Origin of the sequence: Rhizobium sp. WYCCWR 11152 (assembly GCF_013087615.1) — a bacterium.
Lineage (GTDB): Bacteria > Pseudomonadota > Alphaproteobacteria > Rhizobiales > Rhizobiaceae > Rhizobium > Rhizobium indicum.
In genome coordinates this window covers 33,118-48,761 of record NZ_JABFCP010000010.1, presented here as the reverse complement: position 1 = coordinate 48,761, position 15,644 = coordinate 33,118, and the positions used below count along the sequence as shown (strand labels likewise).

Sequence of the window (15,644 nt, the reverse complement as noted above, 5' to 3'; positions counted from 1 at the left end):
CGCCGCCCGGAAGAGTGCTTCAATCTTAGCGGATGACGATTTTGTCGCCGAGCGTGCTCTTCAGCTCGCTCTCCGCATCACCGACCGCGGCGTCTACAGTCTTGGCGCCAGTCCAGGATGCCTCGAGGTTCTTCCACATGATGTTCCAATATTTGCCGAAATCGGAGTTGTTCGGCATCGCATTGGCATGCGGCAGCAGGCGCTCGGTGGCTTCGCGGGTCCAGCGGTCGGCCGAGTAGAAGTCGACCGTGGCTTCCGACTTGGAGATGCCGAGATGGGCTGATTTGACCGCATGCAGCGCGTTGGTGCGCGGCTCGGAGGCGATCTTGACCAGCTGGGCGGCGATCTCGGTGTCTTCCTGGTCGTGACCTGCGGTCAGCAGGTAGACGAGCGGATGGGTCAGCGTGTTGGCCTTGCCGCCTTCGCCGGCGGGGATCAGCGTGAAGATCACGTTGCCGAAGAAGTCCTTCAGGCCTTCCTGGTTGACGAGGCGGGCATAGTGCCAGGTGCCGCCATCCCAGATGCCGGCCTTGCCGGTGGCGACTTCCTTCCACCACTGGTCGCCCGGCATGCCGATATGGTTCTTCTTGGTAACACCGGTCTTCACGGCATCGGCGAAGAACTGATAGGTGCGGGTCATCGCGGCCTTGTCGAAAACGAGCTTGCCGCCTTCTTCCATCGTACCGCCGAAGCTGGTGTAGAACTGCCAGTAATCAGGGCCGTTGCTGGTGCGCGGATAGAAACCGTAGCCGGCCTGGACGAGGCCCTTGTCCTGCATCTTCTTGGCGTCTTCGAGCAGGTTCTTCATCGTGTACTTGCCGTCCTGGACGCTCTGCGGCAGCGCATCCAGATCGGCGTCGCTGTAGCCGATCGCCTTCATGTAAGGCTTCCAGAAGAACATCGGACGGGATTCGGCATCCTGCGGGATGCCGTAGACGGTGCCGTTATAGGACGCGATCTGCAGCAGGTTTTCATAGATGTCGCTGAGCGGCCAGGAGTCGAGATCGACATAATCCTCGATCGGAACGATCAGCCCGGCCTGCGACCAGGGTGCGATGTCTTCATGGCCGCTGACGACGATATTCGGAGCGGTCTTGGCTTCGGCGGCAAGGGTCAGCGCCTGCTTGAAGTCCTCCCAGGCCGAATAGGGCTTCTTCTCGACGGTGATCTTCAGCTCTTCGCCCTTGAGGGCGGCTTCGCGCTGCAGCTGCTGGGCTGCGATCTCGATGGCGTCGAGGCGATAGACGTCGTTCGGGCCGGTACCGCCGGCCCAGACGCTGATGTGAACGTCCTTGGCGAGTGCAATTGCGGAGGTCGAAGCCAGGATGGCGGCTGCGACGGCAAGGGATTTCAATGTCGGCAAAATGGTCATCTTCTTCGTCTCCCTAGAAGAGCAGTGTGAGGCCTCTTGATGGGTCATCACTGTTGCGTGATGGCCGTTCCGAAAACCCCACGAAAACGTGGCGTATCCCGCTCTAGGGGTTGAACGTAACGGCCGAATGACAAAATTGAGCACGTGTGCAAAATTATTATGACGATGTCCGCACGACTTGCAAGCGGCGGTTTTCGACAGGCGTCTTTTACGCTTCAAATTGCGTGTTTCCTGGTCTAGCATCACCGTCATGAGCCTTGAATCCGTCCGCGCCTTCCTCAGCGCCCACGCACCCGATATTGAAATCATCGAAACCGCCGAGAGTTCGTCGACGGTGGCGCTTGCCGCCGAAGCCCATGGCGTCGAGCCGGCCCAGATCGCCAAGACGATTTGCCTGCGTGTCGGCGAGCAGATGATGCTGGTCGTTGCCGGCGGCACGGCGCGGCTCGACAATCGCAAGTTCAAGGACAGGTTCGGAGCCAAGGGGCGCATGCTCGATGCCGAAGAGGTTGTGGCCGTCACCAGCCATCCGGTCGGCGGCGTCTGCCCCTTCGGCCTGCCGTCGCCGTTGCCCATCTATTGCGATATCTCGCTGAAACGCTTCGATGAAGTCGTGCCGGCGGCCGGCTCGACAAACTCGGCCGTGCGCATCGAAACCGGACGGCTGGCGGAGCTGACCGGCGCCAGCTGGGTCGATGTCTGCCAGTAATGGCGGCGAAGAGCTTCACACGGCGGAAAGAGTCCCTATATTACATCTCGACATGCCGTGATTGCGCATGACAGGAGATCAGGAATGCCGAGTGCCGTTTCGCGTTTTGCCAAGATCGCGGCAATTGCCGCTCTGACGAGCGCTACCGTTTTTGCTTCCCTTGACGATGCCGAAGCGCGCCGCGCCGGTAGCGGCGGTTTTGGCAGCCGCGGCACACGCACCTTCCAGGCACCGCCTGTCACCAGCACTGCGCCTGGAACCGCCGCGCCGATCGAACGGTCGATGACGCCGCGTTCGCAGACCACGGCACCCGCCACCGCGCAGCAGCCTCTCGGCGCTCAGCGCCCCGGTTTCTTCGGTGGCTTCGGCCGTTCGATGATCGGCGGTCTGATTGCCGGCGGTCTTCTCGGCATGCTGCTCGGTCACGGTTTCGGCGGCGGCTTCGGCTTGCTCGGCATGCTGTTGCAGATCGCCTTGATCGGCGGCGCCGTCATGCTCGCCATGCGTTATTTCGCCAACCGCCGCCAGCCTTCCTACGGCGTCGGAGGCCAGAGCCCATCCTATAACATGTCGCCCACGAATAATTCGTCCTTCCAGATCCCGACGATCGGTTCGGGGGGCGGTTTCGGCGGGCAGTCGCGCGGCAATCGGCCAAGCGACGAGATCGGGCTGGCGCAGGCCGATCTCGATCAGTTCGAGGAACTGCTGACCCAAGTGCAGACCGCTTACGGCGCCGAGGATTACGGCGCCTTGCGCCGGCTGACGACGCCCGAGGCGATGTCCTATCTTGCCGAGGAGCTTGGCGAAAACGCCACCAACGGTGTGCGCAACAGCGTCTCCGACGTCAAGCTGCTGCAGGGGGATATTGCCGAGGCCTGGCGCGAAGACGGCCAGGAATATGCGACGCTCGCCATGCGCTATTCCTCGATCGACGCGATGGTTGAACGCGACAGCGGCCGCGTCCTTTCCGGCGACGACCGCCGTCCGAGCGAAAGCACCGAGGTTTGGACCTTCGTGCGCAAGTCTGGCGCCGATTGGAAGCTTGCGGCGATCCAGGGTGCCGAGCAGCGCGCCGCCTAAAGCGACGCGTCACGTCGGCATTCTGTTCTAATTCACCGCCACCGGTTTGGAACGCATGCGGGAGACCGTCTCGCGTTCCGCTCGCTTGCAGCGCATCGGCGGCAGGCCGCGATCCATCAGGTCCATGTCTTCGAGCACCATGTCGCCCATCTTCTTGAAAGCGCTGTCGAGCGCGCCGGCCCGGTGGGCCGAGCGGATGAAGCCTTTCAGGCTCCGCACCGGATGATCGGCCGGCAGCGGCTCCTCAGGATAGACGTCGCTGGCCGCGACGATGTGGCCTGACGAGACGGCCGCCATCAGCGCATCGAAATCGACGACATCGGCGCGGCTGAGCAGGATGAAGGCCGCGCCCCTGCGCATGCTGGCGAAGGCCTCAGCGCCGAGAAATCTTCTGTTCTCGCTGGTGACGGCCGCGACGACGAAGACGAAATCACTCTTCGTCAGGACATCCTCGAGGCTCGCCGGCTCGACGCCGTTTTCCTCGAGGATCGATTGTGGCAGCCAGGGATCGAACACCCTGATCCGGGCTCTGAAGCCGGACAGCAGCCTCCGCAGCGCCTTGCCGAGATCGCCGAAGCCGACGATGCCGATCTCGGAGCCGGCGAGCAGCCGCGCACTTGCATTCCCCTCCCCTCCCCAGAGTTCGTTGCCTTGGCGAAAAGCGACATCCGCATCGACGATGCCGCGCGCCAAGGCCAGCGCGAAACCGAGACCGATTTCGGCGACCGGCTCGGCAAAGACCTGGCCTGTGGTCACCACATGGATGCCGCGCTCAAAGAGCACCTCATAGGGCATGTTGTTGAGAAGATTGCTTTCGACATTGAGGATCGAACGCAAGGCCGGCATTCTGGCCAGCGTTTCCGCCGAAAGTGGCGGTTGGCCGATGATGTAACGCGCCTTGCCGAGGACTTCGTCGCCGAGACCGGCGATATTCTCGGGATCTGCCTCGACGATCTCATATTTCGCCTGCAATTCGGCGCGCGCCTTGTCGCTGAAAATCAGATCGAGCGTGCGCGGCTCGGGCGCGCTGATCGCCAGCGGCCGTTCGGTATTCGTCATGGCGTCTCCTCCATCACGGCGGTCTGCGCCGTCTCTGCCGGACGATTGATAGCCTCTGTGGGGGACCGTTTCCAGTTCGATCTTGAGTCGCTGGGGCGCTGGGAGGCGCTATCGAAAGCGGCATCTGCCTATCAGATAAGCAATTGAATTGGCTTGTTATTTCATGGCATTTTCGTTGACGACGCGAATTCTTTGAACTAGCGTGATGCACGCGACTTGGAACCATGCCTGTGTTCGGCGGCCGCAGGATATTCGAAAACTCACGAGGGGAATGAGCAATGAAATCAGCAATCAAGAGCGGCCTGCTTGCCTTGGCTGCCGCAGTGCTTCCAGCCGTCGCCTCGGCCCATCCCGCTATCGGCGAAGCTGCCGGCTTCAGCCATGGCTTTGCCCATCCGATGTCTGGCCTCGATCATGTCCTCGCCATGGTGATGGTCGGTGTTTTCGCATTTCAGCTCGGCGGCCGCGCCACCTGGCTCGTGCCGACGACCTTCGTTCTGGTGATGGCACTCGGTGGTGCTCTCGGCGTTGCCGGCATCAATGTTCCCTTCGTTGAAATTGGCATCGCGCTTTCCGTCGTCGTCCTCGGCGCCGTTGTTGCGCTCAACGTCAAGGCGCCGCTCGCCGCAGCACTCGGCATGATCGGCCTCTTCGCCATCTTCCACGGTCATGCACATGGCGCCGAAATGCCGGAAAATGCCGCCGGTGCCGCCTATGCCGCTGGCTTCATGGCCGCGACGGCGCTTCTGCATGTCGCCGGTCTCGTCCTTGGTTACGTCATCGGCCGCGCCGGTGAACGCCAGGGCGTCTTCGTGACGCGCACGGCAGGTGGCATTGCCGCCATTGCTGGCGTCGGCATCCTGGCCGGCTTGATCTGAACCGGACGGCATTCCTGAACGAAAACTGGGCAGCAGCAGCGGCCTAGACATCTCAATCCGACCAGAACGCCCGGCAGGCAAGCGCATCGCCGGGCGTTTCTGCGTGATTGCGGTAAAGTGCTGTGGACTTGACCCAAGTCAAATCCAGCCACGTCGTACCAGGCTATATCTAGCCAACGATCAACGAACGGACATCCAAATTGACGCAGGCATGCCTTGCCGATTGTCGGCGAGACGTGAAAGTCAGTATAGTGATTTCAGAAATTTCTGAAATCACAGACGCAACGGAAACGACCATGAACCTTCCGCCTCTCGTCCAGTCCTTCGTTCTCCACTTCGGCGAAATGGGGTCGCGCTGGGGAATCAACCGCACGGTCGGCCAGATCTATGCCCTGCTCTTCGTTTCGCCCGCGCCGGTCTGCGCCGAGGAGATCGCAGAGTCGCTCGGCATCTCGCGCTCCAATGTTTCGATGAGCCTGCGCGAACTGCAGGCCTGGAACCTCGTCATCCTGAAACACAAGCCGGACGACCGTCGCGATTTCTTCACCACACCGGATGATGTCTGGCACATATTGAGGACGCTTGCCGAAGAGAGAAAGAAGCGCGAAGTCGATCCGACGCTGTCGGTTCTTCGAGAGATCCTGATGCAGCGGCCGGCCAGCGAAGCCGAGCGGCATGCGCAGCAACGCATGAGCGAGATGCACACGCTGATCGAGCAGCTGACGCATTGGTATGAAGACGTAAAACAACTTGAAACAGAAAGGCTCGCAACGCTACTCTCGCTTGGCGCGAAAGTGACCAAGCTTCTGGAGGCCAAGGACCGGGTCGTTTCGCTCGGCCGCAGCCGCCGGCCAAATCCTGCGAACAAGAGTTAGCGCCATGGGCACTGCTTTCTTCGACGCGAAGGACGGACGGGGCGCCAAGCCGGTGCCGGACGGCGATACTGTCTCGCCTGTCACTGGCCCCGATAATGTCAAAGGTGGGCTGCGCAGAGCGGCAATACTGCAGGCGATGGCCGCCGCCATCTGGATCCCGCAGGCGGCATTGCTGGCTGTCTCGGTCGGCCGGATCGCCGATGGCGGCGGATTGCATGACGTTCTCTGGCCCGCCCTCGGTATCCTCGCCCTCGGATTTGCAAGAAGCTGTCTCGATGCGGCTGGCGGCCGCCTGGCTTTTCAAGCCGCCCGCGCTGAACTCAGCCGCAGGCGGCAGATCGCCGCCGCGGCACTTTCCGTGTCGTCGCCGGTCGATCGCGACCGATCTGCCTCCGGCAAAGCGACAAGTGTCATTGGCGAACAGGCCGAGCTGATCGTGCCTTATCTCGCCCGTTTCCAGCCGGCACGGATGAAGGCCAGCCTCGTGCCGCTCATTATCCTTGCCTTTATCCTTCCGGTCTCCTGGATCGCCGCTCTGGTTTTGCTGTTTGCCGCGCCGCTGATCCCGATCTTCATGGCGCTGATCGGGTGGCGTGCCCAGGCGGCCAGCGAAAGGCAACTCGTCGCGACCGGCGGCCTAAACGGCTTCCTGCTCGATCGGCTGCGCGGACTGGCGACCATCCGTGCGCTCGACGCGGTGGATGCAACGGCACGGCGCCTGCGGTCGGAGGCGGAATCGCTGCGTGCGCGCACCATGGCGGTGCTGAAGATCGCCTTTCTGTCCTCGGCGGTGCTCGAGCTTTTCGCCGCACTCGGCGTGGCGATGATTGCCGTCTATGTCGGCTTCAGCCTGCTCGGCGAGATCCGCTTCGGCACATGGGTGGGACGGCTCGACCTGACCGAGGGACTGTTCATCCTGCTGCTCGCGCCGGCCTTCTTCGAGCCGCTGCGCGAACTCTCGGCCGTCTGGCATGACCGGGCGGCCGGCGAAGCGGCGCTGAAAGCCCTGGACTCACTCGCTGCCGGCGGGCTGTCCATCCAAGGAGCAGCCGACGTTGCGCCAGCGGTATCTGCCGTCGTCGAAGCGCCGGCCATCCGACTTGAGAATGTTGATTTCCGCTACAACGCCGCCGAGCCGTTGATCCTTGACGGTCTCAACCTCGATATCGCGGCCGGCGAACATCTGGCGTTTCTCGGCGCCAGCGGTTCCGGCAAGTCGACGCTTCTTTCGCTCATATCAGGGCTGGCGCCCTGCACCGGCGGCCGCATCATCATCGGCGGCATCGAACTTGCGGATGACACCGCAGCTGCCTTGCGCGCCAGCATGGCATGGATCGGTCAGAGACCGCATATTTTCGCGGGTACCATCGCCGGCAATATCGCGCTCGGCAGGCCCGGTATCTTGCATGGCGATGTGACGGATGCGCTCGACGCCGCCAGGCTCGGAAAAGTCGCCGCCACCTATGGCATGCGGCCGCTTGGCGAGGGCGGGATCGGACTTTCCGGCGGCGAGGCGCTACGGCTTGCGATCGCGCGGGCGGCCTGCAATCCGCATCTCCGGATCATCCTGGCCGACGAGCCGACCGCGCATCTCGACGCCGCCACCGCCGCCGAGGTTACCGAGAGCCTGCTTTCGCTCTCCAGGGGCCGCACCCTTATTGTTGCGACCCACGATCCGCTGCTTGCCGCCCGCATGCATCGCGCCATGCGCGTCGATGCCGACATCGTTATGAGGGAGGCCGCCGAATGAACGGATCTGCTGCAGACCTCAAGCCGATCCTGCGCCTGTTCCTTGCCGAGCGCCGGCGTGCGCTGCTGCTCGGCGCAGCACTTTCGGCGGCGACGGTGACCGCCGGCATCGCCCTGCTCGGCCTGTCCGGCTGGTTCATCACCGCCACCTCGCTCGCCGGCCTTTCGGCCGCTGCCGCCGTCACCTTCGACGTCTTTGCGCCGTCTGCCGGCATCCGTCTGCTCGCCATCGTCCGTACGGCCGCACGCTACGGCGAAAGGCTTGCGACCCATGACGCAACGCTCGGCGTGCTCGCCGCCCTGCGTGAGAGGCTGTTTCGCGGCTTTGCCGAACCGGGTGCTGCCCGTGCGCTCGCGCACCGTCCCGCACGGCTGCTCTTCCGGCTGACGGCCGATATCGATGCGCTCGACTCCCTCTATCTGCGCATCCTGGTGCCGGCCGCGGTGGCGATTGGCGCAGCACTGGCGGCAAGCGTTGTCCTGGGGCTGATGCATCCCGTGTTCGGCCTGTGCTTCGGCCTTTTTCTCGCCGGTGCCGGCCTCGGCCTGCCTGTCATCGCCGGGCGGGCGGCGCGCAAACATGCCCGCCAACGCGCCCATGGCATCGAGGCGCTGCGGTCGCGGACGATTGATCTCGTTACCGGCCAGACCGATCTGCTGATGGCCGGCCGACTTGCCGCACAGAGGGAGACGATTGCCGCGGCAGACCAATACTGCGCCCGCGCCGACGACCGGCTGAACCGCGTCGAGACCGGCCTGACATTCGGCTTCGGCCTCGTATCCACCCTGCTGCTGACGGCATCACTGCTTGCCGTCGCGGCACTTGCGGAAACGAAGTTGATTACCGCTCCTGTCGCCGCACTCGGCCTGCTCGTTGCCTTTGCGGCAGTCGAACCCTTCGCAGCGCTGCGCCGTGGCGCCCTGGAACTCGGCCGGACGCTGCTTGCGGCAAGGCGCATCGCGCCGCGGCTTGCCGTCGCGGCGGCACCCGAACCATTGGCGGCGCCGTTGCCGGGATACGCCATTTCGCTGGTGAAAGTGTCAGCCTTCCATGAAAACTCCGCCGTGCCGGCGCTCGAGGATATCGAACTAGCGCTTCAACAGGGTGAACGACTGGCCGTCATCGGCAGCAGCGGCGCCGGCAAGTCGAGCCTGCTTGCTCTCCTTTCCGGCGAATTGCCGGCAAGGACGGGAAATGTTGCCGCGATGACGGCGACGCTGCTGACGCAACGGACAGAGCTTTTCGAGGACAGCCTGCGCGGCAACCTGCTCCTTGCAAACCCGGATGCGAACGAGGCTCGTCTTCTCGAAGCGCTCGCCGCCGCCGGCCTGCTTGCCGATATCGAGGCCATGCCTGGGGGGATCGATACCCGGCTCGGCGAAGGCGGGCTCGGTCTTTCCGGTGGCCAGTCGCGCCGGCTAGCGCTTGCCCGGCTCTTCCTCCGCGACACGCCGCTCTGGCTGCTCGATGAGCCGACAGAGGGCCTTGACGGCGTCACCGCCCGAGACGTGCTCAGCCGTCTGTCAGCCATGGCGGCGGGCCGCTCATTGGTGATCGCCACGCATATCCGCCGGGAGGCATCAATCGCCGACCGCATCGCCGTCATTGAAGGCGGCCGCATCATAGAAGTTTCGCGCCGCGGAGAGGCGGCGTTCGAAAAGGCACTCGACCGGCTTCGGCCGGACTGAGCGAGACTGCATGCCCTCACGCGCCGTCGGCGCTGAGGAACGCCCTGTACCCCGTGGGACCGTGGGAGAAAGACAATGGAACTAGATATCGTAGCACTTTCGCGCTTCCAATTCGCGCTGACGGCGCTTTACCACTTCCTGTTCGTGCCCCTGACGCTCGGCCTGTCCGTGCTCCTGGCGATCATGGAAACCGTCTATGTCATGACCGGCCGGCAGATCTGGCGGCAGATGACCAAATTCTGGGGCACGCTGTTCGGCATCAACTTCGTGCTCGGCGTCGCCACCGGCATCGTCATGGAATTCCAGTTCGGCATGAACTGGAGCTATTACAGCTATTATGTCGGCGACATCTTCGGCGCGCCGCTGGCGATCGAAGGTCTGATGGCCTTCTTCCTGGAGGCGACCTTCGTCGGGCTGTTCTTCTTCGGCTGGGACAAGCTGTCGAAGGTCGGCCATCTCGTCGCCACCTGGGCGGTGGCACTCGGCTCGAATTTTTCCGCGCTCTGGATCCTGATCGCCAATGGCTGGATGCAGAACCCGGTGGGATCGGCGCTCAATCCGCAGACGATGCGCATGGAGATCACAAGCTTCTTCGACGTGGTCTTCAATCCGGTGGCCCAGGCGAAATTCGTCCACACTGTGTCGGCCGGTTACGTCTGCGCCTCGATCTTCGTGCTCGGCGTTTCCGCCTGGTATATCCTCAAGGGCCGGCATATCGAGCTTGCGAAGCGCTCGATGACGGTCGCGGCCTCCTTCGGCCTCGCCTCGGCACTCTCCGTCGTCGTGCTCGGCGACGAAAGCGGTTATCTCGCGACCGAGAACCAGAAGATGAAGCTCGCGGCAATCGAGGGCATGTGGAAGACGGAACCGGCACCGGCGGCCTTCACCGCCTTCGGCTTCCCCGATCAGGAGGCGCGCGAAACGCATTTTGCCGTGCACATCCCCTGGGTCATGGGCCTGATCGGCACGCGGTCGCTGACGACCGAAATCCCCGGCATCGACAAGCTCGAACAGCAGGCCGAAACCCGCATCCGCGACGGCATTAAGGCTTACGACGCGCTGATGCAGATCCGCTCGGTCCCGGGACAGGGTCAGGTTGCGCAGGAAGTGCGCACTTCCTTCGAGGATCTCGGCCATGATCTGGGCTATGCTCTTCTTCTGAAGCGCTACGTCGACGATCCGCGCCAGGCGACCGAGGAGCAGATCGTTCAGGCTGCGCGTGATACGATCCCGCACGTGCCGACACTCTTCTGGTCCTTCCGCATCATGGTCGGCCTCGGTATCTTCTTCATCCTGCTGACCGCCACCTTCTTCTGGCTGTCGGCGCGGCGCCATCTCGACAAGTACCCGCTGCTTTTAAGGATTGCCGTGATTGCCATTCCCCTGCCCTGGGTTGCCATCGAACTCGGCTGGGTCGTCGCCGAGTTCGGCCGCCAGCCTTGGGTGATCGAAGGCGTGCTGCCGACGGCAGCCGCCGTCTCCAGCCTCGGCGCCGGCACCGTGCTTCTGACGATCATCGGCTTTGCGGCACTCTACACGACGCTGATCGTCATCGAGATGGGCCTGATGATCAAGGCGATCAAGCAAGGACCGGAGCCGGACGACGAGCCGGAAGCGATTCTGATTTCCGAAACCCTCGTCCCGGCCGCGGAGTGACCTGCCATGATCCTTCACGAACTCATCGACTATGAAACCCTGCGTCTCATCTGGTGGCTGCTGCTCGGCGTCCTGCTGATCGCCTTTGCGACAACAGGCGGTTTCGATCTCGGCGTCGGCACGCTGCTGCCTTTCGTTGCCCGGACCGATACGGAACGGCGCGTGGCGATCAACACCATCGGCGCCACCTGGGAGGGCAACCAGGTCTGGCTGATCCTCGGCGGCGGCGCCATCTTCGCCGCCTGGCCGCCGCTTTATGCGGTCTCCTTCTCGGGCTTCTATCTGGCGATGTTCGCGATCCTCTTCGCGCTCATCCTGCGGCCGGTCGGCTTCAAATACCGGTCGAAGCGGGAAAGCGCCAGTTGGCGGAGCGGCTGGGACTGGGCGCTCTTCGTCGGCGGTTTCGTGCCGTCGCTGATCTTCGGCGTTGCCGTCGGCAATGTGCTGCAGGGCGTGCCCTTCCGTTTTGCCGACGATATGCGGATCTTCTACGAGGGCTCGTTCTTCGCCCTGCTCAACCCCTATGCGCTGCTCTGCGGCCTGCTTTCCCTAGCCATGCTGACGATGCATGGTGCGGCATGGCTGGTGTTGAAGTCGAGTGGCCCGGTGGCCGAACGTGCCAGACGCTATGGCAGCATCGCCGCCCTTGCCGTTATTCTGCTTTTCGCACTCGGCGGTCTCTTCCTGTGGATCGGCGTCGGTGGCTATCGCATCACCAGCGATATCAGCCCGATCGGCCCCTCCAATCCGCTGTTGAAGACCGTGGCGCTGGAGAAAGGCGCGTGGCTTACCAATTATGCCGCCCATTCGTGGATGATCATCGCGCCGGTCCTCGGCTTCGTCGGCGCGGCACTGGCCTTCATTGCCATGCGGGCAAGGCGCGAGGTCATGACGCTGCTCTTCAGCAAGGTCGCGATCTTTGGCATCATCTCGACAGTCGGCCTATCGATGTTCCCGTTCATCCTGCCCTCCTCGCTCGATCCGCGATCGAGCCTGACGGTCTGGGATGCATCCTCCAGCCACATGACGCTGTTCATCATGCTGGTCGTGACGGTGATCTTCCTGCCGATCATCTTCGCCTACACAGCCTGGGTCTACAAGGTTCTGTGGGGCAAGGTCGATGAGAAGTCCATCACCGATGAAAATAGCCACGCTTACTAGAGCGATTCAGTAGAACCGCTCTAACCTTTTGTTTTTACGCAATTCCGGACGGGAAACCGCTTCGCACTTTTCCTGGAATTGCTCTGAGGGAGACCAAACGATGTGGTATTTTGCATGGATCCTCGGCCTACCGCTGGCCGCAGCCTTCGCCGTCCTCAACGCCATGTGGTATGAGCTGATGGACGACGCGGCCAGGAAGAAAGCTTCCGAGCCGCGCAAGTAGAAAAGCAAAGGGCGCGGTTCAAACCGCGCCCTTTGCTGTTGCTTCAGCCTTCCAGCCACTTCACCTGATCGGGTGTGAGCTTGATGTCGAGCGCCGAGAGACTGTCTTCCAACTCGGCGACGGTGCGCGGCCCGATCAGTGGAATGACCGGAAAAGGCTGGGCGATCACATAGGCGAGTGCGATGTGGATCGGATTGCGGCCGAGTTTGTTGGCAAGCTCGATAGCGCGGTCGCGGCGTCCGAAGTTGCGCTCGGAATACCAAACCCGGACGATCTCCTCGTCGTCCCGCTTGTCGCGGCCGGCGCGGTCGGTAAAGAAGCCGCGGCCCTGGCTCGACCAGGCGAAGTTCGGGATCTGCTTCTCGTTCAGCCATTTCTTCCAGTCGTCATCGGAAGCGGCAACGCAGCCGGCCCAGATCGGATCGAGCATCTCGGCGAGCGAGAAGTTGTTGGAAAGTGCTGCCGGCGCCGTCTTGCCGGTCTTTTCGGCATAGGCGATCGCCTCGTCGAAGCGCGCCCGCGTCCAGTTCGAGCCACCGAATATGCCGCGGATGCGTCCGCGTTTGACCTCGGCATCCATGGCGTCGACGAATTCACCGACGGGCACGTCGGTATTGTCGCGATGCATGAAGTAGATGTCGACATAGTCGGTCTTCAGCCGGGCAAGCGACTGGTCGAGCTGCTTTGCGATCATATCGGGATAGCAGAGCGGCGAATGGGCGCCCTTGCCGATCAGCACGATCTCCTCGCGAGCCACCTTGCGGCTCGTGTGCCAGTCGCCGAAGATCGCCTCCGTCTTGCCGCCGCCATAGACATAGGCCGTGTCGAAGGCGTTGCCGCCGGCTTCGTAAAAGGCGTCGAGCGTCAGCGAGGCGGAGGCAAAATTCGGGAAGAACTCGAAGCCCAGCGTCACCACCGAGGCGGGCTTGGAAATGCCGGGAATCTGACGCTGCGGAACGCTGTTGCCGCGCGCGACCGTGCCGCCGGCAATGTTTACCGTGCGCTTGCTGGCTTTTTCCACGCCGTATTCAAGACCGACCGAGGCGCGCCACTGGTCGAGTACACGCAGGTTTCCGATCGAATCCGCCCAGCTCATGCCGGGAGAGCTGAATTCGGTCTTGCCGGCGTGGATGGCATCGCCCGCCGCATCCGCCTCGAAGGAATAGAGCCAGCGATCCTCCCTGAGTTCGACGGTCTCCTGCTTGCCGCCCTTGAAGATCTCGATCTTGCCGACGCCGCCCTTGTGGCCGGAGGCGAACCAGAAGTCCTGGACCTCGATCCGGCCTTCCGAGCCGATGATGCGCAGCACATTGTCCTGCTGCGCCATGATCGAGCAGGAGACTTCGGCGATGATCTCGTTCGGGAACTTGAGGACGGCAGATGCCCATTCATCGACGCCGCTTTGGCCGAGATGGGCGACGCCCGAGACCTTCTCCGGTTCGAGGAAGGCCTTGCCCTCCGCGGCGCCTGATATCAGTCTGGCCATCGAGACCGGATAACCGCCGACATCGAGAATGCCGCCACCGGCGGTGTCGTTGGCGAAAAGCCGGTGTTCCGGCTTATAGCTGCCCATGTTGAAGCCGAAGCTCGAGCGGATGATGCGAACGGTGCCGACGGCGCCGCTTTTGACGAGTTCGACCAGCTTCTCCGTCTGCGGATGTACGCGGTACATGAAAGCTTCCCCGGCAAAGACGCCGGCTTTTTTCGCCTCGTAGTAAACCGCTTCGGCATCGTAGGCCGACAGCGCGATCGGCTTTTCCACCAGGATGTGCTTGCCGGCACGTGCCGCCTTGATCGCCCATTCGGCATGGCCTGTGTGCGGGACGGCGATATAGATCGCATCGATCTCCTTATCGGAGAGCAACGCCTCGTAACCATCGACGATGCGGGCGCCGGGGAAATTTTCGGCAAGACCTGGCTTTGCAGGATTGCGGGTGGCGATCGCCACCAGTCTGCCGGTGCGCGAATGAGCGACGCCGTCTGCAAAGGTGCGGGCGATGGTGCCGGGGCCGATGATGCCCCAGCGGATCGGTTGATCTGAAGTCATGGAAAATCCTCTTTCGTCTTTCTGTCCTGGGATTTTAGTTCAGCGAAGCCGCTTGCCGGCGCCGTCGAAAAGGAATGAGCGGTTGGCGGGAAGGCCGACTGTCAGCGTGTCGCGATTGCCGGCGACGCGCGATTCCGGCCGCTCGATGATCAGTTGCTCGGGACCAATGGTGGCGTAGATGTAACTGGTGTTGCCGAGGTGTTCGGCGACGTCGATGGTGACGGTGAGGTCGGCATCGCCCGTGCCCGCATCGACGAAATGTTCGGGACGGATGCCGAGCGTCACTTTTGCGCCGGCTTCGATGGGATCGGCGACCGGCAGCGTCAGGCGGGTATTGGCGTCACTTTCCAGCGCGATCACCGCCCTGCCCGGCTGCGTTTCAACCACCACGGCGTTCAAGAAATTCATCTTCGGCGAGCCGACGAAGCCGGCGACGAACTGATTGGCGGGATCATCGTATAGGTCGAGCGGCGCGCCGATCTGCTCGATATTGCCGGCGCGCAGCACGACGATCCTGTCGGCGAGCGTCATCGCTTCCGTCTGGTCGTGGGTGACGTAGATCATCGTCGTGCCGAGCTTCTTGTGCAGCCTGGAGATTTCGACGCGCATCTGCACGCGCAGTTCGGCGTCGAGGTTCGACAAAGGTTCGTCGAACAGGAAGACCTGTGGTTCGCGGACGATGGCGCGGCCGATCGCGACGCGCTGGCGCTGACCGCCGGAAAGCTGCTTCGGCCGGCGCTTCATCAGCTCGGTGATCTGCAGGATCTCTGCGACATGGCGCACGCGCCGCTCGGTGTCGGCCTTCGGATTGCCGTTCATGCGCAGGCCGAAGCTCAAATTTTCCTCGACGGTCAGGTGCGGATAAAGCGCGTAGGACTGGAAGACCATGGCGATGCCGCGATCGGCCGGCTCGACGTCGTTGACGACCCTGCCGCCGATCTGAAGCTCGCCTGACGTAATGTCCTCGAGGCCGGCGATCATCCTGAGCAGCGTGGACTTGCCGCAGCCGGACGGGCCGACGAAGACGACGAATTCGCCGTCCTTCACCTCCAGATTGGCGCCGTGGATGATCTCAAAGCCGCCGAAGCGCTTGACGATGTTGCTGAGTGAAAGCTCTGCCATGCAGCCTCCCGATTATTTGCCCGA

Annotated in this window: 13 protein-coding genes; 9 read left to right on the top strand and 4 right to left on the bottom strand. The window is 62.9% G+C overall.

The window, feature by feature from the left end; all coding sequences use genetic code 11:
- Positions 1 to 25: 25 nt before the first annotated feature.
- Entirely contained in the window at positions 26 to 1,372 is a 1,347-nt protein-coding gene (locus tag G9X67_RS20410) for an extracellular solute-binding protein (protein WP_151519583.1), read from the bottom strand.
- A gap of 250 nt (positions 1,373 to 1,622) precedes the next feature.
- Here G9X67_RS20410 and G9X67_RS20405 point away from each other — a divergent pair, with 250 nt between their 5' ends.
- Positions 1,623 to 2,081, top strand: coding sequence for a YbaK/EbsC family protein (locus G9X67_RS20405; RefSeq protein ID WP_171599521.1), 459 nt, complete (start codon positions 1,623 to 1,625; stop codon positions 2,079 to 2,081).
- Positions 2,082 to 2,165: 84 nt separating this feature from the next.
- Positions 2,166 to 3,161, top strand: coding sequence for a Tim44 domain-containing protein (locus tag G9X67_RS20400; protein ID WP_171599520.1), 996 nt, complete (start codon positions 2,166 to 2,168; stop codon positions 3,159 to 3,161).
- Positions 3,162 to 3,188: 27 nt separating this feature from the next.
- Here G9X67_RS20400 and G9X67_RS20395 read toward each other — a convergent pair whose 3' ends face one another.
- A complete protein-coding gene (locus tag G9X67_RS20395; RefSeq protein WP_171599519.1) occupies positions 3,189 to 4,220 on the bottom strand; it encodes a hydroxyacid dehydrogenase in 1,032 nt (343 codons plus the stop codon).
- A gap of 278 nt (positions 4,221 to 4,498) precedes the next feature.
- Here G9X67_RS20395 and G9X67_RS20390 point away from each other — a divergent pair, with 278 nt between their 5' ends.
- The 7 genes from G9X67_RS20390 (at position 4,499) to cydX (ending at position 12,451) form a co-directional block, all read left to right on the top strand.
- Complete coding sequence (locus G9X67_RS20390; RefSeq protein WP_171599518.1) at positions 4,499 to 5,098, top strand: HupE/UreJ family protein; 600 nt, start codon at positions 4,499 to 4,501, stop codon at positions 5,096 to 5,098.
- Between the two features lie 296 nt (positions 5,099 to 5,394).
- Positions 5,395 to 5,973: a GbsR/MarR family transcriptional regulator gene (locus G9X67_RS20385; protein ID WP_018448951.1), complete on the top strand. Its 579-nt coding sequence runs from the start codon at positions 5,395 to 5,397 to the stop codon at positions 5,971 to 5,973.
- 4 nt (positions 5,974 to 5,977) lie between these two features.
- On the top strand, positions 5,978 to 7,723 hold the full coding sequence (gene cydD, locus G9X67_RS20380) for a thiol reductant ABC exporter subunit CydD (protein WP_171599517.1): 1,746 nt from the start codon (positions 5,978 to 5,980) through the stop codon (positions 7,721 to 7,723).
- The gene (locus tag G9X67_RS20375) at positions 7,720 to 9,411 is read left to right on the top strand and encodes an ATP-binding cassette domain-containing protein (RefSeq protein ID WP_171599516.1); all 1,692 of its coding nucleotides are present in this window, start codon (positions 7,720 to 7,722) and stop codon (positions 9,409 to 9,411) included. The genes cydD and G9X67_RS20375 overlap by 4 nt, the downstream gene beginning before the upstream one ends.
- 75 nt (positions 9,412 to 9,486) lie before the next feature.
- Complete coding sequence (locus G9X67_RS20370; RefSeq protein WP_171599515.1) at positions 9,487 to 11,067, top strand: cytochrome ubiquinol oxidase subunit I; 1,581 nt, start codon at positions 9,487 to 9,489, stop codon at positions 11,065 to 11,067.
- A gap of 6 nt (positions 11,068 to 11,073) precedes the next feature.
- The gene (gene cydB, locus G9X67_RS20365) at positions 11,074 to 12,228 is read left to right on the top strand and encodes a cytochrome d ubiquinol oxidase subunit II (RefSeq protein WP_138333990.1); all 1,155 of its coding nucleotides are present in this window, start codon (positions 11,074 to 11,076) and stop codon (positions 12,226 to 12,228) included.
- Between the two features lie 100 nt (positions 12,229 to 12,328).
- Complete coding sequence (gene cydX, locus G9X67_RS20360; protein ID WP_017957645.1) at positions 12,329 to 12,451, top strand: cytochrome bd-I oxidase subunit CydX; 123 nt, start codon at positions 12,329 to 12,331, stop codon at positions 12,449 to 12,451.
- A 43-nt stretch (positions 12,452 to 12,494) separates the two neighbouring features.
- Here the strand turns inward: cydX and G9X67_RS20355 are convergent, their stop codons facing one another.
- Complete coding sequence (locus G9X67_RS20355; protein ID WP_138333988.1) at positions 12,495 to 14,498, bottom strand: aldo/keto reductase; 2,004 nt, start codon at positions 14,496 to 14,498, stop codon at positions 12,495 to 12,497.
- A gap of 39 nt (positions 14,499 to 14,537) precedes the next feature.
- Positions 14,538 to 15,620, bottom strand: coding sequence for a sn-glycerol-3-phosphate ABC transporter ATP-binding protein UgpC (gene ugpC / locus G9X67_RS20350; RefSeq protein ID WP_138333986.1), 1,083 nt, complete (start codon positions 15,618 to 15,620; stop codon positions 14,538 to 14,540).
- Positions 15,621 to 15,644: the final 24 nt, after the last annotated feature.